Origin of the sequence: Rhizobium sp. OAE497, from assembly GCF_040546565.1 — a bacterium.
Classification (GTDB): Bacteria; Pseudomonadota; Alphaproteobacteria; order Rhizobiales; family Rhizobiaceae; genus Rhizobium.
In genome coordinates this window covers 160,844-181,822 of sequence record NZ_JBEPOA010000001.1, presented here as the reverse complement: position 1 = coordinate 181,822, position 20,979 = coordinate 160,844, and the positions used below count along the sequence as shown (strand labels likewise).

General features: G+C 60.0%; 24 protein-coding genes and 1 tRNA gene. 8 read left to right on the top strand and 17 right to left on the bottom strand.

Annotation, left to right across the window (positions count from 1 at the left end; genetic code table 11):
• Positions 1-15: 15 nt before the first annotated feature.
• The 6 genes from ABIE40_RS00880 to ABIE40_RS00855 all read right to left on the bottom strand — a co-directional run bounded on the left by ABIE40_RS00880 (position 16) and on the right by ABIE40_RS00855 (position 5,275).
• Positions 16-1,296, bottom strand: a complete 1,281-nt coding sequence (locus tag ABIE40_RS00880; protein WP_199625932.1) for a CpaE/TadZ family protein — start codon at positions 1,294-1,296, stop codon at positions 16-18.
• A 15-nt stretch (positions 1,297-1,311) separates the two neighbouring features.
• On the bottom strand, positions 1,312-2,028 hold the full coding sequence (locus tag ABIE40_RS00875; protein ID WP_199626729.1) for a CpaD family pilus assembly protein: 717 nt from the start codon (positions 2,026-2,028) through the stop codon (positions 1,312-1,314).
• Positions 2,029-2,054: 26 nt separating this feature from the next.
• Positions 2,055-3,560 carry a type II and III secretion system protein family protein gene (locus ABIE40_RS00870; RefSeq protein WP_199625931.1) on the bottom strand — a complete coding sequence of 502 codons (1,506 nt, stop codon included), beginning with the start codon at positions 3,558-3,560 and terminating at the stop codon, positions 2,055-2,057.
• Positions 3,561-3,570: 10 nt separating this feature from the next.
• Positions 3,571-4,383 carry a Flp pilus assembly protein CpaB gene (cpaB, locus tag ABIE40_RS00865; RefSeq protein WP_112714052.1) on the bottom strand — a complete coding sequence of 271 codons (813 nt, stop codon included), beginning with the start codon at positions 4,381-4,383 and terminating at the stop codon, positions 3,571-3,573.
• A gap of 110 nt (positions 4,384-4,493) precedes the next feature.
• Complete coding sequence (locus ABIE40_RS00860) at positions 4,494-5,006, bottom strand: A24 family peptidase (protein WP_199625930.1); 513 nt, start codon at positions 5,004-5,006, stop codon at positions 4,494-4,496.
• 77 nt (positions 5,007-5,083) lie between these two features.
• Positions 5,084-5,275 carry a Flp family type IVb pilin gene (locus ABIE40_RS00855; protein WP_199625929.1) on the bottom strand — a complete coding sequence of 64 codons (192 nt, stop codon included), beginning with the start codon at positions 5,273-5,275 and terminating at the stop codon, positions 5,084-5,086.
• Positions 5,276-5,676: 401 nt separating this feature from the next.
• On the opposite strand from ABIE40_RS00855, the gene ABIE40_RS00850 reads away from it, so the two are divergent.
• The 7 genes from ABIE40_RS00850 (at position 5,677) to ABIE40_RS00820 (ending at position 11,099) form a co-directional block, all read left to right on the top strand.
• Positions 5,677-6,090, top strand: coding sequence for a pilus assembly protein N-terminal domain-containing protein (locus ABIE40_RS00850; RefSeq protein WP_199625928.1), 414 nt, complete (start codon positions 5,677-5,679; stop codon positions 6,088-6,090).
• Between the two features lie 74 nt (positions 6,091-6,164).
• Complete coding sequence (locus ABIE40_RS00845; RefSeq protein WP_199625927.1) at positions 6,165-6,806, top strand: TadE/TadG family type IV pilus assembly protein; 642 nt, start codon at positions 6,165-6,167, stop codon at positions 6,804-6,806.
• Positions 6,806-7,387, top strand: a complete 582-nt coding sequence (locus ABIE40_RS00840; protein WP_199625926.1) for a TadE/TadG family type IV pilus assembly protein — start codon at positions 6,806-6,808, stop codon at positions 7,385-7,387. The genes ABIE40_RS00845 and ABIE40_RS00840 overlap by 1 nt, the downstream gene beginning before the upstream one ends.
• Before the next feature lie 88 nt (positions 7,388-7,475).
• Complete coding sequence (locus tag ABIE40_RS00835; RefSeq protein ID WP_199626727.1) at positions 7,476-8,696, top strand: phosphopentomutase; 1,221 nt, start codon at positions 7,476-7,478, stop codon at positions 8,694-8,696.
• Complete coding sequence (locus ABIE40_RS00830) at positions 8,693-9,661, top strand: adenosine deaminase (RefSeq protein WP_199625925.1); 969 nt, start codon at positions 8,693-8,695, stop codon at positions 9,659-9,661. The genes ABIE40_RS00835 and ABIE40_RS00830 overlap by 4 nt, the downstream gene beginning before the upstream one ends.
• Positions 9,662-9,770: 109 nt before the next feature.
• A complete protein-coding gene (upp, locus tag ABIE40_RS00825; RefSeq protein ID WP_112714402.1) occupies positions 9,771-10,400 on the top strand; it encodes a uracil phosphoribosyltransferase in 630 nt (209 codons plus the stop codon).
• 126 nt (positions 10,401-10,526) lie between these two features.
• Positions 10,527-11,099: a TIGR02281 family clan AA aspartic protease gene (locus ABIE40_RS00820; protein ID WP_112714064.1), complete on the top strand. Its 573-nt coding sequence runs from the start codon at positions 10,527-10,529 to the stop codon at positions 11,097-11,099.
• A 2-nt stretch (positions 11,100-11,101) separates the two neighbouring features.
• Here the strand turns inward: ABIE40_RS00820 and deoA are convergent, their stop codons facing one another.
• From deoA to ABIE40_RS00775, 9 genes are all read right to left on the bottom strand, one after another.
• Positions 11,102-12,409, bottom strand: a complete 1,308-nt coding sequence (gene deoA, locus ABIE40_RS00815) for a thymidine phosphorylase (RefSeq protein WP_199625924.1) — start codon at positions 12,407-12,409, stop codon at positions 11,102-11,104.
• 2 nt (positions 12,410-12,411) lie between these two features.
• Positions 12,412-13,188, bottom strand: a complete 777-nt coding sequence (deoC, locus tag ABIE40_RS00810; RefSeq protein ID WP_199625923.1) for a deoxyribose-phosphate aldolase — start codon at positions 13,186-13,188, stop codon at positions 12,412-12,414.
• A complete protein-coding gene (locus tag ABIE40_RS00805; protein ID WP_199625922.1) occupies positions 13,181-13,990 on the bottom strand; it encodes a purine-nucleoside phosphorylase in 810 nt (269 codons plus the stop codon). Before ABIE40_RS00805 ends, deoC begins: the two co-directional genes overlap by 8 nt.
• A complete protein-coding gene (locus tag ABIE40_RS00800; RefSeq protein WP_037130908.1) occupies positions 13,987-14,376 on the bottom strand; it encodes a cytidine deaminase in 390 nt (129 codons plus the stop codon). Before ABIE40_RS00800 ends, ABIE40_RS00805 begins: the two co-directional genes overlap by 4 nt.
• 3 nt (positions 14,377-14,379) lie before the next feature.
• Positions 14,380-15,351 carry an ABC transporter permease gene (locus ABIE40_RS00795; RefSeq protein ID WP_199625921.1) on the bottom strand — a complete coding sequence of 324 codons (972 nt, stop codon included), beginning with the start codon at positions 15,349-15,351 and terminating at the stop codon, positions 14,380-14,382.
• Positions 15,352-15,360: 9 nt separating this feature from the next.
• Positions 15,361-16,464 carry an ABC transporter permease gene (locus ABIE40_RS00790; protein ID WP_112714074.1) on the bottom strand — a complete coding sequence of 368 codons (1,104 nt, stop codon included), beginning with the start codon at positions 16,462-16,464 and terminating at the stop codon, positions 15,361-15,363.
• A gap of 7 nt (positions 16,465-16,471) precedes the next feature.
• A complete protein-coding gene (locus tag ABIE40_RS00785) occupies positions 16,472-17,983 on the bottom strand; it encodes an ABC transporter ATP-binding protein (protein WP_112714076.1) in 1,512 nt (503 codons plus the stop codon).
• A gap of 71 nt (positions 17,984-18,054) precedes the next feature.
• On the bottom strand, positions 18,055-19,047 hold the full coding sequence (locus ABIE40_RS00780; RefSeq protein ID WP_130279344.1) for a BMP family lipoprotein: 993 nt from the start codon (positions 19,045-19,047) through the stop codon (positions 18,055-18,057).
• A gap of 236 nt (positions 19,048-19,283) precedes the next feature.
• Entirely contained in the window at positions 19,284-19,601 is a 318-nt protein-coding gene (locus ABIE40_RS00775; protein ID WP_112714080.1) for a hypothetical protein, read from the bottom strand.
• A 226-nt stretch (positions 19,602-19,827) separates the two neighbouring features.
• On the opposite strand from ABIE40_RS00775, the gene ABIE40_RS00770 reads away from it, so the two are divergent.
• A tRNA-Ser gene (locus ABIE40_RS00770) sits at positions 19,828-19,917 on the top strand.
• 173 nt (positions 19,918-20,090) lie between these two features.
• Here the strand turns inward: ABIE40_RS00770 and ABIE40_RS00765 are convergent.
• Together ABIE40_RS00765 and ABIE40_RS00760 are read right to left on the bottom strand one after the other, a co-directional pair.
• Positions 20,091-20,375, bottom strand: coding sequence for a pyocin activator PrtN family protein (locus ABIE40_RS00765; RefSeq protein WP_199625920.1), 285 nt, complete (start codon positions 20,373-20,375; stop codon positions 20,091-20,093).
• Positions 20,372-20,620, bottom strand: a complete 249-nt coding sequence (locus tag ABIE40_RS00760; protein WP_199625919.1) for a hypothetical protein — start codon at positions 20,618-20,620, stop codon at positions 20,372-20,374. The genes ABIE40_RS00765 and ABIE40_RS00760 overlap by 4 nt, the downstream gene beginning before the upstream one ends.
• Between the last annotated feature and the right edge of the window lie 359 nt (positions 20,621-20,979).

Genomic DNA, 20,979 nt, shown 5'->3' with positions numbered 1-20,979 from the left:
AATCTACGCTTTACGTTACTTGCCGCGCTTCAGAAGTCCGAGAAGGCCGCCGCGCTTTGCCTTCTTCACGGCGACACGGCCGGTGACGATATGCGAAAGCTGCGAGAAGGTTTCCGCTGTCGGCGACTTGGGATCCATTTCGGAGATCATCCGGCCGCTATTCGCCGCATTGCCGAAGAGGTTGATATCGAACGGAATGATCGCGATCGGATCGGTCTCCAGCGGCTCGCAGAAGTCGCCGGGAGCAATTTCCGGACGCTTCGGCATGCCAACCTGGTTAAGGATCAGATGCGGCGCCTTGTCGTTCGGACGCAGCTTGCGCAACGCGTCGAGCATGTTCTTGGTGTTGCGCAGGTTAGCCAGATCGGGCGCGGCGCAGATCACAACCTCGTCTGCCGCGCTGAGCACCGAGCGCGTCCATTCCGACCAAACATGCGGAACATCGAGAACCGTGACCGGGGCACTCCGCTGCAACACGTCGAGAACCGGCTGGAATGCGTGACCGTCAAAATCATAGGCGCGATCGAGGAGCGACGGCGCCGCCAGCATCGACAGATGCTCTGAGCACTTCGTCAGCAGGCGATCTAGAAATACTTCGTCCAAGCGCTCCGGCGCGTAGACGGCTTCGGCGATACCCTGCGTCGGATCCTGGTCGAAATCGATGTTAGCCGTGCCATAGGGAAGGTCGAGATCGGCGAGGATCGTTTCTGTCGAGAACAGGCTGGAGATGCCGAAGGCGCAGTTGTGGGCGATGGTCGAGGCACCGACGCCGCCCTTGGCGCCGATGAAAGCAATGCTGCGGCCAAGCGGCTCGGCATCCGGATCGACGAAGATCTGCGCCATGGCCATCATGACATCGGGCATGGAGACCGGCTGCACCATATATTCGGAGATGCCGTTGCGGATCAGTTCTCGGTAAAGCGCGATATCGTTATAGTAGCCGACGATGACGACCTTGGTCGAGGGATCGCAGACGCTGGCAAGCGGCGCCAGCTCGGCGAGCAGGTTTGCAGCGCTCGCCTTGGTCTCGAGAATGATGAGGTTCGGCGTCGGCGTCGTCTGGAACATGTTGGCGGCAGCGGCGATGCCACCGCTGGTGATGCGCAGGCTGACCTTGGAAACGCGGCGATCGTTGCCGCAGCGTTCCATCACTTCCTGCAGCCCTTCGCTTTCGCAGAAGGCGTGAACCGAAATACGCGGCAGAGGCCGCATATTCTCGAGATCGGCCATGCGAACGGCTTCTTCGGCGTTGCGAAGCTCGGTCGTGTTCTTGATCTCGTATTCGACTGCGCTCATCGTTCGGTTCCGTTATTAGAAGCCAGAGTCATTGGTTTGCTCGAGCGTCGTCCGGTAGGTTCGATACTCAGTGATCGCGTCGTTGCGGCGCGCTGCATCGATCGGCGTCATGCCGCGCGGCGCAATGAAGTCTTCGGGATTGGCAACCTGCGCCGCCAGGTTGTTTTGATAGGCGCAGCCGAAATTGTAGTAGTTCTGATTGTCGAAGCCGCCGCCGATATCCTTCGGCCACTGGCCGCATTGGGTCGTTACGGCGGTCGTACCCGTGAAGGTCAGGCGGATGGGTGCCGCATCTCCGCCACCTGCCGCGGCATAGGAGGCGTAGACAATCTTGGAGGTCGAGATGCCGCGCGAAGCAAGCTCGGCGCGGACCTGGCCCCGCAGCTGGCTAACCGCCGAGGCGTTGGCGGAGCCCTGCGGCGACATCAGGTAAACCGGGCCGGACGCGCGCGAGATGTACATCGTTGCGAAGCCGCGAATGAGATCCTTTTGAGCGATTGTCAGCCGGCGATCCGTGGTGGCAACAGGGATATCGACAGCCTGCTCAGCCTCGGTCACGACGATCGGGTGGCGCTGGCGGTAATCGTCGGGAATGCCGCCAGTCGTCAGATTGTCGCGCGGCGCGGCGCAACCCGTCAGAGCGGCTGCAGCCAACAGACCGGCCATAGCCAGCAATTTCGGAGCGCTTGTCTTCATCTGTGTCATACCGGCTACCGCCTGATTGGACTTCATCATGATCGTTTCCAGCTGCGCCGTTCTCATTTGTAGATAAACCCGATGGAGCCATGGAACTGCGCGTCGGCGACCGGCGCCTCGCGGCTGCCGTAGACCTTGTTCACACGGTTCATGAAGAAGGCCTGGCCGTCGTTCTCCGGGCTGAAATTATCGTCCGGACGGTTGAGCTGGTTGCGAGCAACCGGGCGCACCAGATAGGGCGTCGCAATGATCACCAGTTCGGTCTCATCGCGCTCGACCGTGCGCTGACGGAAGAGCGTGCCGAGCAGCGGAATCTTGTTGACCCCCGGCGTGCCGTTGGAGGTCTGGGAAACGTTGTCGCGGATCAAGCCGGCAAGGGCGATCGAGCCGCCGGACGGAAGTTCCACCGAGGTTTCGGCCGAGCGGCGCTGATAGGTCGGCGCAGAACCCGTCGCCGACGGAGCGGGCTCGGAAACATTGGTCTTGATCTCGAGACTGATGCGTCCCGACGAGAGAACCACCGGTTTGAAGCCGAGATTGATACCGTAATTGTAGGGAACGACAGTGACGTTACCGTCATTGTCGGTCGTAGAATACAGAACCTGACCACCGGAATTGAAGGTCGCGGCCTGCCCAGAGATTGCGGTCAATGTCGGCTCGGCGAGCGTTCTGACGACCTTGGCCTGCTCAAGTGCATTCAGGTAGGTCGAGATATCGTATTTCCCGATCGACGACTTGAAGAGCGCTGCGAGACCACCACCGGCGACGGACGCGGCGCCATCGACGGCCGGTGCTCCGAGCTGCGCAACCGTCAGGCCCGATGAGCCGGAAACAAGATTGTCAAAGCCGATCTGCTTGAGGATTTCGCGGCGAACCTCAGCGATCGTCACCTTCAGCGTTACCTGATCCTCGCCCTGGATCTGCAGCAGGTTGACCACCTGCGACTGCTGGCGGGCTTCGGCAAAGAGAGCCACATCGCCCTGCTGTGCAGTGCTGGATGCGGTCTCCGTGCGGGTCGTCGCTTCGCCACCCTTCAGGAAGGCGCCAGCCAGGTCAGCTGCCTGCGACGCATCCTGGGGCGTACGCACGGTGCCGGTCAGCACGATGTTGTCGGAAACGATCTCCACATTGATGTTCGAGTCCGGAATGAAGCGCTTCAGATTTGCTTCGAGACCGGAAACGTCGCGCTCGATTTCGATATCGAGGCTGACGACTTCCTGACCGTCAGCACCAAAGATGAAGATGTTCGTCTGGCCGACCTTCTTGCCGAAAAGATAGATGCGGCGCGACGTGCGCGTCACTGCGTCGGCCATCGACGGATCGGAAACGAGGATATCATGCGCATCCTCAGGCAAATCGACGACGACCGCCTTGTTGAGGCCGAGCTTGAGGCGGCGATGGGCACCAGGACCGCTTTGCGAGATGCGGACAATGCCGTCGGCATCGGCAAATGCTTTGTTTGCCCCGAAGAAGGGAGCCATGAAATCCGGCACGAGGCCGGTGATCGCAACCGTGAGCGACATGACAGTGGTGAGCAGAAGCTTGGTGCGCCGTGCGGTCTTGGTCATCTCGATGTCCTCATTCTGCCTTCGGCGCAGCGCTATCGGTCACGATCGATCCCGACTTGATGACCTGAACCAGTGCATTTCCGTTGTCGCCGCTGAGCAGATAGTCCGCCGCGGTGGTATCCTGCTCCTGCGCATCGGCGACCGAACGCAGCGTCAGCGAAAGCCTGTCGGCCATCTGCTGCGCGACAATCAGGACTTTGGATTGGTCGGGGGTCAGCTCCAGCGTCGCGGTCGTGCCGACCACCGCTTTCGAGCCGTCTTCCTTCTCCTGGATCTGTTGGTCGATCGCCAGGACGCGAACGTTGTTCAGCACGTTTTCGGTTATGAACTTGTCGGTGCCCTGCCCCTTGCGAACCATGATGACGTCGACGCGATCATTCGGCAGGATGAAGCCGCCAGCGCCTGTTGCGACCGAAATCTCGGTGGCGACGGCGCGCTTTCCGGCGGGAAGCAAAGCTGAAAGGATGCGGCTATTCGAATCCGCCACCTTTTCAGGGCGTATCGGTTCGCCCTCGAAGATCGGCAAACGGACGACCGCACCCTGCAATTCCTTCAGGGCATCCGGCTTTTCCGTCTCGGTGATAAAGCCCTGGACGACGCCGTCCTGAGGCCAAGGCATCCAATGAACCGTCTTTTCGTCGATTCGCGATCCGACAGCGAGATTGGCGCTGGAGACAAGGACGTTGACCGTCGGTTCCTTTTCGACAACCGACTGTACCTGAGTAACGACGCCACCGCGTCCAGCAAGCTGCATTGCCAGCAGGCCGGCCAGGCCGGCGGCGACAACGGCCACTGAAAGTATAAGAAGACGGGCGGGTTTCATCGATCATTCCTCGGGACGATGCATATTCGTCTCGCAGAATGCTCTTGAATTGGTGTAATTATAGTTAACGGAAGCCTTACATTTTAAGTTAACGAGCGTTTAAAACGCCGCTATTTCAGGGCTTCCAGTGTGGAAATGAAGATCGGCGAGGATGGGAATGCGATAAATCCGCCGATAGCGATCGCAATACCATATGGAATCTTTTTGGCCAGGATAAGAGAATTCGGGATCGGAATACCGATCGCCAAGATCGTGTTCGACTGCGTCCGGATAAGCAGAATCGCGAAGGTTAACAGTCCGCCGAAAAGGCCGACCGCGGCGACGAACAACAGAAGCGACTGATTCATGCCGAACCAGAGCGCGCAGGCCGAAAGAAGCTTCGCGTCTCCCCCGCCCATGACATTCGCAGCAAAGAGCGCGAAACAGGCGAGAAACACGCAAAGCCCGGCGAGCCCATGCGACATCAACAGGGGCATATCAACGGCGACAAAGGGAGCGATAAGAAGGAAGGACGCGGACAGGATGATGGGGATCCGGTTCGGAATCGTCATTGACAGCAGGTCTGTCAGGGCGGCTACAGCCAGGCAGAGCGGGAAGATCAGGAATACAACTGCAGCAACCACTCTTTATCCTCCGCCAGAAAGCACGAAGGCTCGCGCACTGCTGCGGCGAGCCTTCGGATAAATCATTCGCGCGCCGATTAACGGTTGTTTGCCGTCGTCGAAGCAGAGCTCATCTTGTTCGAGAGCGTGTTGAAGGTCGTGCTCAGCGAGTTGCCGAGGCTGGATGCGCCAGCGATCAGGGCAACGGAGATCAGCGCGGCGATCAGGCCGTATTCGATTGCGGTCGCACCCGATTCGTCTTTCAGAAAACGGCTAACAAGCTTGGTCATGTGTAACTCCTAACTCCAGTTGATGTTCAGCACTCCGCCAACTGTTCGCCGTTGATCGGATGTGCCCCAACCTAGCGAGGCGCTGTTTCAATCGACTTAAGGAAGAGGGTTACCAAGTTGCTAATGCTAAAGTAGAGGCCGCCATGGTAAGCGATATCTTAGTACCTATATTACTATTTTACCTATATACGTGCGCCTCCTCGCCAGTAGCGGCCTAAGCGTGTCCTTTTTTACTACATCAACCATATCAAAACGACACACTCCTCCCGCTTCGGCAGCCATCTCGCTCCATTCTGGGAAGATTCGCCTTTCAATCTGCCGAATCCCGGGACTCTTAAAACTTCGTTCACCAATTTTTTCCATGCTGTTTGAAAATTCTGCGTAACCGAAGAGAGAGCCCAATGTCGTCACGCGGCAAGACCATATTCGTCGCCTGCATTGCTGCATTGCCCTGGCTAATCTCCCCAATGTCGGCATCTGCAGAAGAAGATTTGCTGCGCGTGTACATGGATCACGCGCGCGTTCTTAAACTAGACCGCGCCGTGAGCAAGGTTATTGTCGGCAACGCCAAGGTTGCAGATGCAACCGTAGCGGACGCCAAGACCATTGTGTTGACCGGCCGCAGCTTCGGCACGACCAATATCGTTCTTCTCGATGCCGACGGAAACGCGATCCTGGATCAAACCGTCCTCGTCTCGATCGACGAAGGCAATACGGTGCGCGTTTTCCGTCAAACCGATCGATCGGTTCTCTCCTGCTCACCCAACTGCGAGCAGCATAGCCAACAGGCAGAGGCAACCGGTACGGGCGGCTGAAGGCTCCAATTTTCCGTTAAATTATTGCTCCGCTCTGAAACGGAAAATCAACGAACGCGCCCTAGGATTGGCGCATGACGATTTCGCCCCAAGATACCGGCGCCGAACAGGACCATAGCGCATCCCAGCTCGTCAAAACGAAGCCGGGTACCTGGTCAGCATTCCGGCGTTCGCGCGACGGATCCGCGGCGATGGAATTTGCGATGCTCGCGATTCCCTACTTCATGGTGATCTTTGCGATCATCGAGACCTTCGTCGCCTTCGCGGCAGAAGAGCTTGTCTCGAATGGTGTCGATACGATCAGCCGCCAGATGCGTACCGGACAAATCACGTTCAATCTCGGACGAACGACCGATGTAGCCGACGTCAAAGCTTTCAGGCAGCGCTTCTGCAATGAAGTTTCGATCCTGATCCAATGCTCAGCCACCGAAGTCGCCACTCCCGACAAGCTCTGGCTGGATGTGCGAACGGTCACCAACTTTTCGGATATTCCGACAACCATTCCGATGAATGCCACCGGACTCGATACGACGGCCATGCAGTATAATCCCGGTGGTTCGGGCACGAAGAACATGGTGCGAGCCTATTACAAATGGCAGGTCATCACCGATCTGGTGCGCCCGTATATCACGCCATACCGGACCACGACGGGGGCCCGACTGACCGAGTATCTTATCGTCGCGACATCCGCATTCCAGAACGAGCAGTATCCGTGATGCGGCGTATTTCACTCCTCAAGCGCAGCGCGATATTCAAGCGGTTTATTGGTGACCGCAGCGGTGTGGGTGCGATCGAATTTGCAATCCTCTTCCCGATCCTCGTTATGCTCTATATCGGAGCGTTCGAGATTACGGTCGGTTTGAGCATCAGCAAGCGAGCGGCGCGTGCGGCGGGCTCCGTCGCAGATATCGTGACGCAACAGCAAAGCGTGACCAAAAGTTCGCTGCAGCAGATCAGCGTCGTGGCGAACGGCATCTTCGTTCCGGTCAACACCACGAACATGCAGATCAAGCTCACCGGTATCACGATGGACGCCAGCGCCAACGCCAAGGTGCTGTGGTCTTGGCAGAACAGTTCAACGACTGCTCCATACACGGCAGGTTCGACTGTGACCGGCGTTCCTGCTGACATGCAAAAGGCAAGTAGCTTCCTCGTCCGCGCGGAACTTAGTATACCTTACCAACTACTTGCGTTCGGCCCTGCATTCATGCCCGGCAATATGCAAACGCTGACAATCAGCCGGACCTATTATTACCGCCAGCGCCAGAACGACAATATCCCCTGCGGCGACTGCTGAGCCCTGCCCTGTAATTTGCCAAGCAAGCACGGGCGTTATATGCCTGAGCGCCATCGCGGCGTGATGCCGCACAGCAATTGGTCTGATGATGGCACGTGCATTTCTTTTTGTACTCGATTCCTTCGGTGTGGGCGGAAGCCCGGATGCTTCCAGCTATGGCGACGAGGGCGCAGATACGCTTGGGCATATCGCCGAGTTCTGCGCTGCCGGCGCTGCCGATCGCGCCGGGCTGCGGTCCGGACCGCTCCTGCTTCCGAATATGACGGCTCTCGGGTTGCTGCAGGCGGCGAAGGCGGCGACCGGGCGGTTTCCGGCGGGGATGCCGATGCCGGAGAAGGTCTACGGCATTCATGGATGCGCGAGCGAAGTGTCCCGCGGCAAGGATACGCCATCCGGGCATTGGGAGATCGCCGGTACGCCTGTCACCTTCGATTGGGGCTACTTCCCGACCGAGGGCGACGCCTTTCCGCCGCAGCTGGTCGAGGCGCTCTGCTCGGCAGCCGACGTGCCCGGCATTCTCGGCAATTGCCATGCTTCGGGAACCGAGGTGATCGCCCGCTTCGGCGCGGAACATATCCGCACGGGCAAGCCGATCTGCTACACGTCGGCGGATTCCGTCTTCCAGGTGGCTGCCCACGAGAAGCATTTCGGGCTTGAGCGGCTGCTTGGTTTCTGCCGCATCGCCCGGGCGCTGCTCGACAGCTACAATATCGGCCGTGTCATCGCCCGGCCCTTTATCGGCGAGACGGCCTCGACCTTCGAACGGACCGGCAACCGGCGCGACTTCTCAGTACCGCCGCCGGAGCCGACGCTGCTCGACCGGCTGGTCACCGCCGAACGCAAGGTGCACGCCATCGGAAAGATCGGCGATATCTTCGCCCATCAGGGCGTTTCGCGGGTGATCAAGGCGAACGGCAACGAGGCGCTGATGGATGCGTCGCTGGCCGCCATGGACGAAGCGCAGGACGGCGAGCTGGTATTCACGAATTTCGTCGATTTCGACATGATCTATGGCCACCGCCGCGATGTTCCCGGCTATGCCGCCGCGCTCGAAGCCTTCGATGCGCGCCTTCCCGACGTGCATCGCAAGCTGGCGCCCGGCGATCTGGTAATCCTGACCGCTGATCACGGCTGCGATCCGACCTGGCGCGGCACCGACCACACGCGCGAACGCGTTCCGATCCTCGCCTATGGACCCGGGCTGCGCTCGCGCGATATCGGGATCCGCAGAACATATGCCGATATCGGCGAAACGGTAGCCCGGCATCTCGGCATTGCCGCCGGGCCGCATGGGAGAAGCTTTTTATGACATCGCATTTGAAGAAGGTTGAGCTGCACTGCCACCTGGAGGGCGCGGCCCCGCCGGCGCTGACGCTGGAACAGGCACGCAAGTACAATATCGACATCACGCCTTATCTCAGGGATGGCGCCTATGTCTGGCATGATTTTGCAAGCTTCCTGGAGTGCTACGACAAGGTTTCCGAGGTCTACAAGACCGAGGAAGACTATGCGCTGCTGACGGAAACCTATCTCGCCGAGCTCTCCGGCATCGGCACGATCTATAGCGAGCTCATCGTCTCTCCCGATCATGGCAAGCGTATCGACCTCGGCGCCGATGCCTATATCGAGGGCGTCTGCGAAGGCATTCGCCGCGCCAAGGCCAAGAGCGGTATCGAGGCGCGGCTGATCGTCACCGGCGAACGTCACTTCGGCCCGGAAAGCGTGATCGGCGCTGCCGAATATGCCGCGAAGGCGCAAAACCCGCTGATCACCGGTTTCAACCTTGCCGGTGAAGAACGAATGGGCCGCGTGGCGGATTATGCCCGGGCCTTCGATATCGCCCGTGACGCCGGTCTCGGGCTGACGATCCATGCCGGCGAGGTCTGCGGCGCCTTCAGCGTCGAGGATGCGCTGAACGACGTGCGCCCGGCCCGCATCGGCCATGGTGTCAGGGCAATCGAAAGCACCGATCTCGTCAAGCGGCTGGCCGATCTCGGCACCGTGCTGGAAGTCTGCCCGGGCTCGAATATCGCGTTGAAGGTTTTCCCGGATTTCGCCTCGCATCCGCTGCGCAAGCTGAAGGAAGCCGGCGTGCGCGTGACGATCAGCTCGGACGATCCGCCGTTCTTCCATACCTCGCTGAAACGGGAATACGAGCTGGCCGCCGATGCCTTCGGCTTCAGTGACGCGGAGATCGACGATCTGACCCGCACGGGCATCGAGGCGGCCTTCGTCGACGAGGACACGCGCCGGGCGCTGCTCGCGAAGCTCTGACGCCTGCCGACACTGGGGATGATGCTGTGAAAATCGCCTGCACTCTTGCAGTCCGGGCGATTTAGATGGAAGAAACGTCGGATAACAATAATCAAAGGAAGGCTTGGCCATGGAAGGCGTAACCGTCATCGATCATCCGCTCGTCCAGCACAAACTGACGATCATGCGGCGCAAGGAGACATCGACGGGCAGCTTCCGCCGGTTGCTGCGCGAAATCTCGACGCTGCTCTGCTACGAGGTCACCCGCGATCTCGAGCTGACGATGGAGACCATCGAAACGCCGCTGCAGACGATCGAGTCTCCGGTCCTTGAAGGCAAGAAGCTGGTTTTCGCCTCGATCCTGCGCGCTGGCAACGGCCTGCTCGAAGGCATGCTCGATCTCGTGCCCTCGGCCCGCGTTTCGCATATCGGCGTCTATCGCGATCACGAGACGCTGCAGCCGGTCGAGTATTTCTTCAAGGCGCCCGAAGATATTTCCGAGCGTCTGATCATCGTCGTCGATCCGATGCTGGCCACGGGTAATTCGGCGATCGCGGCAATCGACAAGCTGAAAGAGCGCGGTGCGCGCAATATCCGCTTCCTCTGCCTGCTTGCGGCACCGGAAGGCCTGAAGAATTTCCGTGCGGAACATCCCGATGTGCCGGTCTTTACCGCGTCGATCGACAGCCATCTGAACGAGCAGGGCTACATCATGCCCGGCCTCGGCGATGCCGGCGACCGCATGTACGGGACGAAGTAACGTCAATTTCCGATTTACCAAATCGGTGCACAAACATGGCCCGGATCCGCGATCCGGGCCATTTGCGTTTCGGCGTTAGCAACTTGTCAGCAATTATGGCGTAGCAGCTTGAGAATGAGGCCTCGCATGATGCGCGGTTTATGCAGGAAGGATTTCTGTTTCATGCTCATGCGTACAGTCATTTTCGCGAGCATTGCCGCGGCTCTGGCGACCCAGGTGCCCTCGCTGTTTCTGGCGATGAGCCCGCAGCCGGCCGATACCCCCGTTTCCGCAAATTACGTTTCCGCCGCGCCCGACCAGGCTGCAGCGCCCTCGCCCATCGCAGGCAGCGGCAGCATGCGCCTGCAGGCCGACGCCCAGGGCCATTTCAACGGCGACTTCAAGATCAACGGCAAGCCTGTTCAGGGCATGATCGACACGGGCGCGACCTATGTGGCGCTCAACGAAAGCCTTGCCCGCCGTCTCGGCTATGGCGGCAATCAGCTCGACTTCCGCTATGCCGTCAACACCGCGAACGGCCAGACCAAGGCCGCCCATGTCACGCTCGATCGCATGGAGATCGGCGGCATCCGGGTTCAGGGCGTCGAAGCCTTCGTTCTCCGTGATGATGCCCTGTCGCAGACGCTTGTCGGCATGAGCTTCCTGAAGAAGCTCGACTCCTATTCCGTCGCCGACGGCGCGCTCAGCCTCAAGCAGTAAGATCAGACGCGGCCAGATATGACCGGCGGCAGCTTCGGCTTGTCGCCGGATATCTTGTAATTCGCGATTATCGCAGCCGCGGCCCGCTCTGCCGCCGCATCGTCGGCGGCGTGGACGAAGGCGATCGGCTGGCCCTTTTCCACCTGCGTGCCGAGCGGCAGCAGGCCGGAGAAGCCGACGCGATGGTCGATCCTGTCGGATGGATGCCGCCGCCCGCCGCCGAGATCGATGACGGCCATGCCGGCCTCTCTCGCATCACAGCTTGCCAGCCAGCCGCCCTCCTGCGCCAACACCGGCTTCTGCACCGGCGCGGCCCTCAGATATCTGGCGGGGCTTTCGACGAAATCCGCGGGGCCGCCAAGCATAGATACCATCCGTGCGAAGGTTTCCATCGCGTGGCCTGAGGAGAGCGCCTGGCGGGCGCTTACTTCACCATCGGCAAGCGAGGCGGCCACGCCGCTCCCGACCAGCATCTCCGCAGCAAAGGCCAACACGATTGCTTCCAGCCGTGTACCGGCCTTGTTGCCGGACAGAAAATCGAGGCAGTTCCAGATTTCGACCGCATTACCAGCAGCGTCCGCCAGCGGCTCGTTCATATCGGTCAGCAGTGCCGAGGTCTTTACGCCGGCGCCATTGGCAACCTCGACCAGCGAGCTTGCCAGCGTCTTCGCTTCATCGGCATCCGTCAAGAAGGCGCCACTGCCGGTCTTCACGTCGAGGATCAGCGTTTGCAATCCGGCAGCGAGCTTCTTCGACAGAATCGAGGCCGTGATCAGCGGGACGGAGTCCACGGTCGCGGTCACATCGCGCACGGCGTAGAGCTTGCCATCGGCAGGGGCTAGCGCACCCGTCTGGCCGATGATGGCGCAGCCGGCTTCCTTCACCACCTTGCGGAACAGGGCGGCATCCGGGGTGATCAGATAGCCTGGTATGGATTCCAGCTTATCCAGCGTGCCGCCGGTATGACCGAGCCCGCGGCCCGAGATCATCGGCACGGCAAGGCCACAGGCCGCCGCGATCGGGGCCAGCATCAGTGAGACGTTGTCGCCAACGCCGCCGGTCGAATGCTTGTCGGCAATGGGGCGGTCGATGCCTTCCCAAGTCAGCATATCGCCGGAATTCGCCATGGCCAGCGTCAGCGCCACCGTCTCGGCCCGGGTCATCCCCTTGAACCAGACGGCCATGGCAAAGGCGCCGATCTGCCCCTCGGACAGATGCCCCTTTGCCAGCGCCGTGACGAAGGCTTCGATCTCTCCGGAAGAGAGCGTCTCGCCGTTTCGCTTTCGCCGGATGATCTCCTGCGGGATCATGCTCAGTAGCTCGAGGCCTTGGCGGGCGCGGGCTGCGTGCCGCTGAGGACCGCCAGGATATCGTCCAGGACGCCGGAGGCACCGAAGCGGAAGGTCGAGGGCATCGGCCAATCCGGGGTCATGATGGTTTCGGCCAGGCTGAGATAAAGCCCGGCATCCGCAACGGAGCTGATGCCGCCAGCCGGTTTGAAGCCGACCTTTCGGCCGCTCTGGCGGATGGCGCGGATCATGATATCGGCCGCCTCTAGCGTGGCGTTGACCGCAACCTTGCCGGTCGAGGTCTTGATGAAATCGGCACCGGCTTCGATCGCCAGCTCTGAGGCACGGCGGATAAGCGTGGGATCCTTGATCTCGCCGGTTTCGAGGATGACTTTCAGCAGCGTGCCGCTGCCGCATTCGGCACGGATGGCGGAAACCATGTCGGTGACAGCCTTCTCGTTGCCAGCCAGGAATTTGCGATAGGGAATGACCAGGTCGATCTCGTCTGCGCCGTCGGCGATCGCTTCGCGGGCTTCGGCGGCGACATCGGCGATTTCCATATCGCCCGACGGGAAGTTGACGACAGTTGCGATCCTGACCTTGTGGCCCTTGCCAAGGACAGTGCGGGCGCGGGCGACGAAACGCGGCCAGATGCAGATTGCGGCGCTGTTTCCGAAGGGCGTCTGGGCCCGTTCGCAGAGCGCATCGATCTGCGCTTCGGTGCAATCGTCCTTGAGGTTCGTCAGATCGAGCAGGGAGAGCGCGACTGCCGCCGTCTCCTTGTGCGTGTGATTAGTCATTGTTGCTTCCTCCACCCGCGACCATTTCCTTGAGGATGGCTGCGAGACGCGCGCCGCCAACGGGCGCCATGTCTTTCGTTTCGTCGTGGCTGAGTTCGGCACCGGTCATGCCGGCCCCATAATTGGTGATTACCGAGGCTGCTGCAACCCTGAGGCCCAACATTCGGGCAATGATCACTTCCGGCACCGTCGACATGCCGACGGCATCAGCGCCGAGAATGCGGGCCATGCGGATCTCGGCCGGCGTTTCGAAGCTCGGGCCGGAGAACCACATATAGACGCCATGCGATAGCTTGATGCCGAGCTTCTCGGCAGCCTTGCGCATCGCGACCGTGAGCTCAGCATCGTAGGCATTAGTCATGCCCACGAAGCGGCGATCGCTTTCCTCGCCGATCAGCGGGTTGATGCCGGAATAGTTTATGTGATCGGTGATCTGCATCACCGAACCCGGCGGCATTTCCTCGCGCAAGGATCCAGCCGAATTGGTCAGAAACAGCGACTGGACGCCGAGGCCCTTGAGAACCTCGATCGGCAGGCGCATGGCATTGGCATCGCCCTTTTCGTAGAAGTGCACGCGGCCCGAGAGCATGATGACGGGTACGCCGCCGAGACGGCCGGCAACGACCTCGCCCGCATGGCCGGATACGGCGCTCACGGGAAAGCCGGGCAGATCCTTGTAGGCAACGCGAACCGGGTTCTCCAGCTCGCCGACGAGCGAGCCGAGGCCGGACCCGAGAATGATCCCGTGGCGCGGCACGAGCCCGCCGAGCTTTCCGACGAGCAGGTCGATCGCCGCGTTCATCCGAGTTCGGTCTCGAAGCTGAACGGCAGAAGCTCTTCCATGGTCATGGTCTTCTTCACGCCCACCTCGTCACAGAGATAGATCTTGGTGTCCTTCGAGGCGAATTCCGAGATCTTCTGGCGGCAGCCGCCACAGGGCGGGCAGAGCGGCAGCTTCTCGGCAATGACGGCCATCTCGACGATCTTCTTGGCGCCGCCCATGATCATGGCGCTGATTGCCGTCGGTTCGGCGCACCAGCCCTGCGGGAAGGAGAGGTTCTCGATATTGGCGCCGGTATAGACCTTGCCATCCTCGGCGCGGATGGCCGCGCCGACGGGGAATTTCGAATAGGGCGCGTGGGCGAAAGCCATGGCGCCGCGGGCGGCCTCGAACAGGTCGTGGGACATGGATCAACGTTCCTTCGTATAGGGCACGCCGCCGGCCTTCGGCGGGATTGCTACGCCGATGAAACCGGCCAGCAGCACGCAGGTGAGGACGTAAGGCAGCGCCTGGAAGATCTGCACCGGCACTTCGCCGATCAGCGGCACCTGCTTGCCCTGCATGAAGTTTGCCAGCGCATCGAGGAAACCGAACAGCAGGCAGGCGAACATGACGGGCACCGGCTTCCACTTGGCGAAAACGAGCGCAGCGAGCGCGATATAGCCCTTGCCTGCAGACATGTCCTTGATGAAGGCCGCCGACTGGGCGATCGCCAGATAGGTGCCGGAGAAACCGCAGAGGATGCCGGCGCACATGACGGCGCGGTAGCGCAGCCATGTGACTGAGATGCCTGCGGTATCGACCGCACCCGGATTTTCACCGACGGCGCGCAGGCGAAGACCGAAGCGCGTGCGGTAGAGGATCCACCAGGAGAGCGGCACCGCCACGAAAGCGAGATAGGTCAGGATGTTGTTGCCTGAAATCACATTCGCATAGAGCGGACCGATGACGGGAACTTCGCGCAGCGCATCGGCGCCCGGCAGGATGATCGGCGAGAAGCGTGCCTCGCCTGCCAGTTGCGGCGTGCGCCCGCCTTGGCCGAACCACGCCTGGCCGAGCACGATGGTGATACCGGCAATGAAGAAGTTGATGGCGACGCCCGAGATGATCTGGTTGCCGCGATTGGTGATCGAGGCAAAGCCATGGACCAGGCTGAGCGCCACCGAGCAGAGGATGCCCGCAACGAGGCCGAGCCAGGCGGAATCGGTGACATAGGCGACGCAGGCGGCGGCAAAGGCCGAGCCCAGCATCTTGCCCTCAAGGCCGATATCGAAGACGCCTGCACGTTCGGAGAACAAGCCGGCAAGCGCGGTGAAGATCAGCGGTATCGACAGACGGATCGTCGAGCTGAGAACGCTGATGAAGATGTCATAATAATCCATCGCTCGCCCTCACTTGCCCGTTAGCCGCTGATAGATGTGAACCATCGCCGGGCGGAACATGTATTCAAGAGCACCGGCAAAGAGGATGACGAGACCCTGGATGACCAGGATCATCTCACGGGTGATGTTCGGCATCTCGAAGGAAATCCAGTCGCCGCCCTGATAGAGAACGCCGAAGAGGATTGCCGCGAAGATGATGCCGAGCGGATGATTGCGGCCCATCAGCGAGACGGCGATGCCGACGAAGCCGGCGCCACCGACGAATTCGACCTGCAGGCGGGCAGACGCACCCATGACCGGGTTCAGCGCCATCATGCCGGCCAGTGCGCCCGAGAGCAGCATGGCGATCATGACCGTGCGGGCATAGGGGATGCCGGCGTAGGCGGCAGCCGTCGGGCTGACGCCGAGCGTGCGCATTTCAAAGCCGAGCTTGGTGCGCCAGATCAGCAGCCAGACGAGCCAGGCGACGACGAGCGCGATGATGAAGGAGACGTTGAACGGCGCAGCACCGAGCTTGCCGCCGAATATCTCCATGATCCATCCGAGCTTCGGCAGCTGGCCGCCATCGAGGAAGGTGCGCGTTTCCGGCGCCATCTTGCCCGGCACGATCAGCACATGCACCAGGAGATACACCATCAGCGCCGCGCCGATATAGTTGAACATGATCGTCGTGATGACGATGTGGCTGCCGCGCTTGGCCTGCAGATAGGCCGGGACGAAGGCCCAGGCAGCGCCGAAGATGCCGGCGCCGAGGACGGCGATCGGCATCGTCACATACCAGGGTACGTAATTGTCGAGCGCCAATGCCACCAGCGCGCAGCCGAGACCGCCGAGATAGGCCTGACCTTCCGAGCCGATATTGAAGAGGCCCGCATGGATGGCGACGGCGACCGAGAGGCCGGTGAAGATGAAGCTCGTGGCGTAAAACAGCGTGAAGCCGATGCCTTCGCCGCTGCCGAAAGCGCCTTCGATCAGCAGGGAGAGCGCATCAAGCGGGCTCTCGCCGATCAGCCAGACGACGAAGCCGGAGATCAGGAAAGCGACGAGAAGGTTCAGGAACGGGATGAGGCCGTAATTGATCCATCGCGGTAGGGGTACGGAAGCAGTGCTCATTCAGGCCTCACGCGGCAATGCCGGCCATCATCAGGCCGAGGGTCTGTTCACCGGCATCGGGCGTCTTCTCGCCGACGACATGGCCGGCAAACATGACAAGGATACGGTCGGAAAGGGCACGGATTTCGTCGAGTTCGACGGAGACGAGCAGGATCGCCTTGCCCGCATCGCGCATCTCGATGATCCGGCGGTGAATGAATTCGATGGCGCCGATATCGACGCCACGGGTCGGCTGACCGATGATGAGAGCCGACGGATCACGCTCGATCTCACGGGCGACGACGATCTTCTGCTGGTTGCCACCGGAGAAGTTCGCAGTCTTCAGGCGCGGGTTCGGCGGGCGAATATCGTATTTCTCGATCTTCTCCATGGCATCCTTGCGGATGGCATCGAGATCGAGCAGCGGGCCTTTGCTATAGGCCGGCTTGCGGTGATAGCCGAGGACCGAGTTCTCGTATTCCTCGAATTTCAGGACCAGACCCATGTGATGACGGTCCTCGGGAATATGAGCGAGACCGAGTTCGCGCAGGCGCGCGGGATCGGCCTTGTCGATCGGCTGGCCGTCGAGCAGGATTTCGCCGGATGCCGGCTTGCGGATGCCGGCGATGGCTTCGAGCAGTTCCGACTGGCCGTTACCTGCAACGCCGGCAATGCCGACGATCTCACCGCCCCGGACATCGAAGGAGACGTTGTCGACCATGGTGACACCGCGGTTGTCCTTCACCGTCAGGTTCTTGACCGACAGGATGACTTTGCCCGGATTGGATTCACCCTTCTGGACGCGCAGCAGAACGCGGCGGCCGACCATAAGCTCGGCGAGCTCTTCGACCGTCGTCTCGGCCGTCTTGCGGGTCGCCACCATTTCGCCGCGGCGCATGACCGATACCGTATCGGTGATCGCCATGATCTCGCGCAGCTTGTGGGTGATGAGGATGACGGTCTTGCCCTGGTCGCGCAGGACCTTGAGGATGCGGAACAGGTGATCGGCTTCGGCCGGGGTCAGAACGCCCGTCGGCTCGTCGAGGATGAGAATCTCGGCGCCACGATACATGGCCTTCAGGATTTCGACGCGCTGCTGCAAGCCGACCGGAAGCTGCTCGATCAGCGCGTCAGGATTGACCTCAAGGCCGTATTCCTTTTCCAGCCGCTTCAGCTCGGCGCGAGCAGAAGCTACGCCCTTGGCGAGCAGCGCGCCGCCTTCGGCGCCGAGCATGATATTCTCAAGCACCGTGAAATTGTCGACCAGCATGAAGTGCTGGTGCACCATGCCGATACCGGCGGCAATCGCCGTCTGGCTGTCGCGGATCGAGATCGGCGTGCCATTGACGCGGATTTCTCCGGCGTCGGCGTGATAAAAACCGTAGATGATCGACATCAAAGTCGACTTACCGGCACCGTTTTCTCCGATGATGCCATGGATCGAGCCCTTGGCGACGGTAAGGTTGATGTCCTTGTTTGCGTGGACGGCACCGAATTTCTTATCGATGCCCACGAGTTCGATTGCGGGCGTGTCTGTCACAGCAGGCTCCAAATAAGAAAAGGGCGTATGGCGGTGAAATCAACACGCCATACGCCCATCTCAATCGCGGATCACTTCGGGCAAGCGTTGTCCGACGTGTAGTCGTGAACCTTGATGGTTCCTGCGATGATGTCAGCCTTTGCCTTGTCGACAGCAGCCTGCATTTCCGGCGTGATCAGCGACTTGTTGTTTTCGTCGATCGCAGCGGCAACGCCGTCTTCCTTGACGCCGAGAGCCTGAACGCCACCGGTGAACTTGTCGTTCTTGGTGTCGGAATAGGCGTTGTAAACGGCGAGGTCGACGCGCTTGACCATCGAGGTCAGGACCGAGCCCGGATGCAGGTAGTTCTGGTTGGAGTCGACGCCGATCGACAGCTTCTTGTTGTCGGCAGCCGTCTGGAGAACGCCGAGACCGGTTGCGCCAGCTGCCGCGTAAACGACGTCAGCGCCCTGGTCGATCTGGTTCTTGGTGAGCTCACCGCCGCGAACCGGGTCGTTCCAGGCAGCACCGGTCGTGCCGGTCATGTTCTGAAACACTTCAACGTCTGCCTTGACCGAGCGAGCGCCCTGCTCATAGCCGCATTCGAACTTGCGGATCAGCGGAATGTCCATGCCGCCAACGAAGCCGACCTTGCCGGTCTTCGATGCCATGCCGGCGAGAACTCCAACGAGGAAGGAGCCTTCTTCTTCCTTGTAGACGACCGAACGGACATTCGGCTTGTCCACGACGGCGTCAACGATGATGAACTTGGTGTCCGGGAATTCAGCAGCAACCTTTTCGACCGCCGAGGTCCAGGCGAAGGAGACGGCAACAACCGGGTTGAAGCCGCGGCTTGCGAAGTTGCGGATAGCCTGCTCGCCCTGCGTATCGCCGGTCGGCTCGAAATCGCGATAAGCGATACCGGTTTCCTTCTTGAACTTTTCAGCGCCATTGTAGGCAGCTTCGTTGAAGGACTTATCGAACTTTCCGCCGGTGCCGTAAACGAGAGCCGGCTTGATGTCAGCGGCGAGCGCCGTCGTGGACATCGCGGCCACGGCCAGGAGAGAAAGGAGGGTTTTTTTCATGAGTTGCAGCCCTGTTGTTGCTATTTGTTAGGGGTCCTCCCGCAAGCCTTCTGCGAGGCATGTCTGCGGAACCACCGGCCTCCCCCCGGAGGCCTGGCTTCGCGCATCCTTGCATGGCTGAATGAAAATTTCACGAGAAATTTTTCGGGTGGTAAAAATTTGCCGGGGATGCCGAAAATCAGTTCAATCAGGCTGATTTCTGCGCAAAAGCCACTGCGAAACCGCTTTTTCGCTGATCAGGCCGTGAAGCGGCCTGCAACCGGGGGCTTCTTATATCCGACCATCCAGAGCAGCAACGCAAGCACCAGAAACACGCCAAAAGCGGGCTGCAGCATCAGCCACTGGAAGATGAAAGCGTAGAAGCGCGGGTGGATATAATAAGCGGTTGCGGACTGCAGCGCCAAAAGCGAGGCGGGACTGACATCCTGCCAGGCATCGCCCATCGGCGTCATCACCACGGCGGAGGCCGCAACGGACTGGATGGAATCGATGGTCCCCGCGATCACCGCAACGGCAAGCGCGACAAGACTACTCAAACGCAACAAGAAACGCATAAAACCCTCCGGCGCACCCGATGCCGAAAACCCCGGCCAGCCACGCCATTTTCCGCCCTCAGGGCCACGATAAGTCCGTGTCCTGGAAAGCGCAATGCATGACGCGGGCGGAGTTTTATCCGAAGAAGTCAAAAATCTGTTAGATTTAGGTTGATCCTCGAAAATTCATCGGTATATATCGCGCCGTTCCAACGATTTGCGTCCACTGACGCCAATCAAAAAAGCAGGACAGGTGGCCGAGTGGTTTAAGGCGCACGCCTGGAACGCGTGTGTACGTGAAAGCGTACCGTGGGTTCGAATCCCACCTTGTCCGCCATATCTTCTCTCTTAACTCCCTGTTTTGAGAGCAAACTTCTTCGAAGTGCGAATTTCGATCCTAGCGGCGATCCCAGCAGAGCCGGTTTGTTGCGGCTGTTGCAACGACTATCAGACCTCAGGATAAGAAGCCCAGCAATGGGAGCCAAGGTTCTGCGCGACGTTTCAGGCGGACTATGCGCGGCCTCTATTTTTGTATCGGCTGTGCAATTGGTCGCACTCTTTTTGCGCGATCGCTCTTCGTAGGTCGATGTAGGCGGCCAAATCTTGAATGTGAACACCCATTGCTGTCTTCTGGCTGTTCTCGATCCGCGTCATCACGATATCGATATCGCCCGCGTTGACTTTGCGGGCGAACTGCTGCGGCGTTAGGTGGCTAAAATAGTCACGACATACAGCGTCCAATGGGACGATCGCCGCGCCGTTGTACTGCGCCATTAGCAAAAACACTGTGTTCATTGGCAGGTCTCGGCTGGGTATGTGCCATCGAGCCAAGCTTCGGCTTTTAAGAAAACCCTAATGCTGCCGCCGTGTTGCGATAGTATATCGCGAGCCATCCGGCAGGCCTCTGCGCTTGCGGTCTCGATAAGGGCTGTTTCGGTGGCTAAATCTATGCTGGCTGGCATCGCCGCAATTACCGCTCTCGCCTTAAAAATTTCACGGCCAAGTGAAGTCTCCAGAGAAACTATATCATCTTCGTCCATTTATATCCTCGTCATCATTGAACACTCCGAATGATACCGAGCTTTTATCTGAAATTATTAGGAAGCGGGAGCCTATATTATCGCAATTTTAAGAATTTAATGAGCAACACACCTGCAATTTACGCCGATATCGCACCGTCTGTTGTGATTTATACATTCGCATCTTACCAACGGCGGATACTGCGTACAGAAAGAGAGCAAGGAGCAGCAAGCGGGCGCGGTTGGAGAAGCCGCTCAGTCGGTCAAAAATGTCGACAGCAAGATGCTTAATGCCGTCGCAGGGTGGCTAGAAACAGCGCACCCGTATTGCTTTCGCAACCTAGCCGCCTTAGCTTGAATATGTCACCGTCGGTTACCGG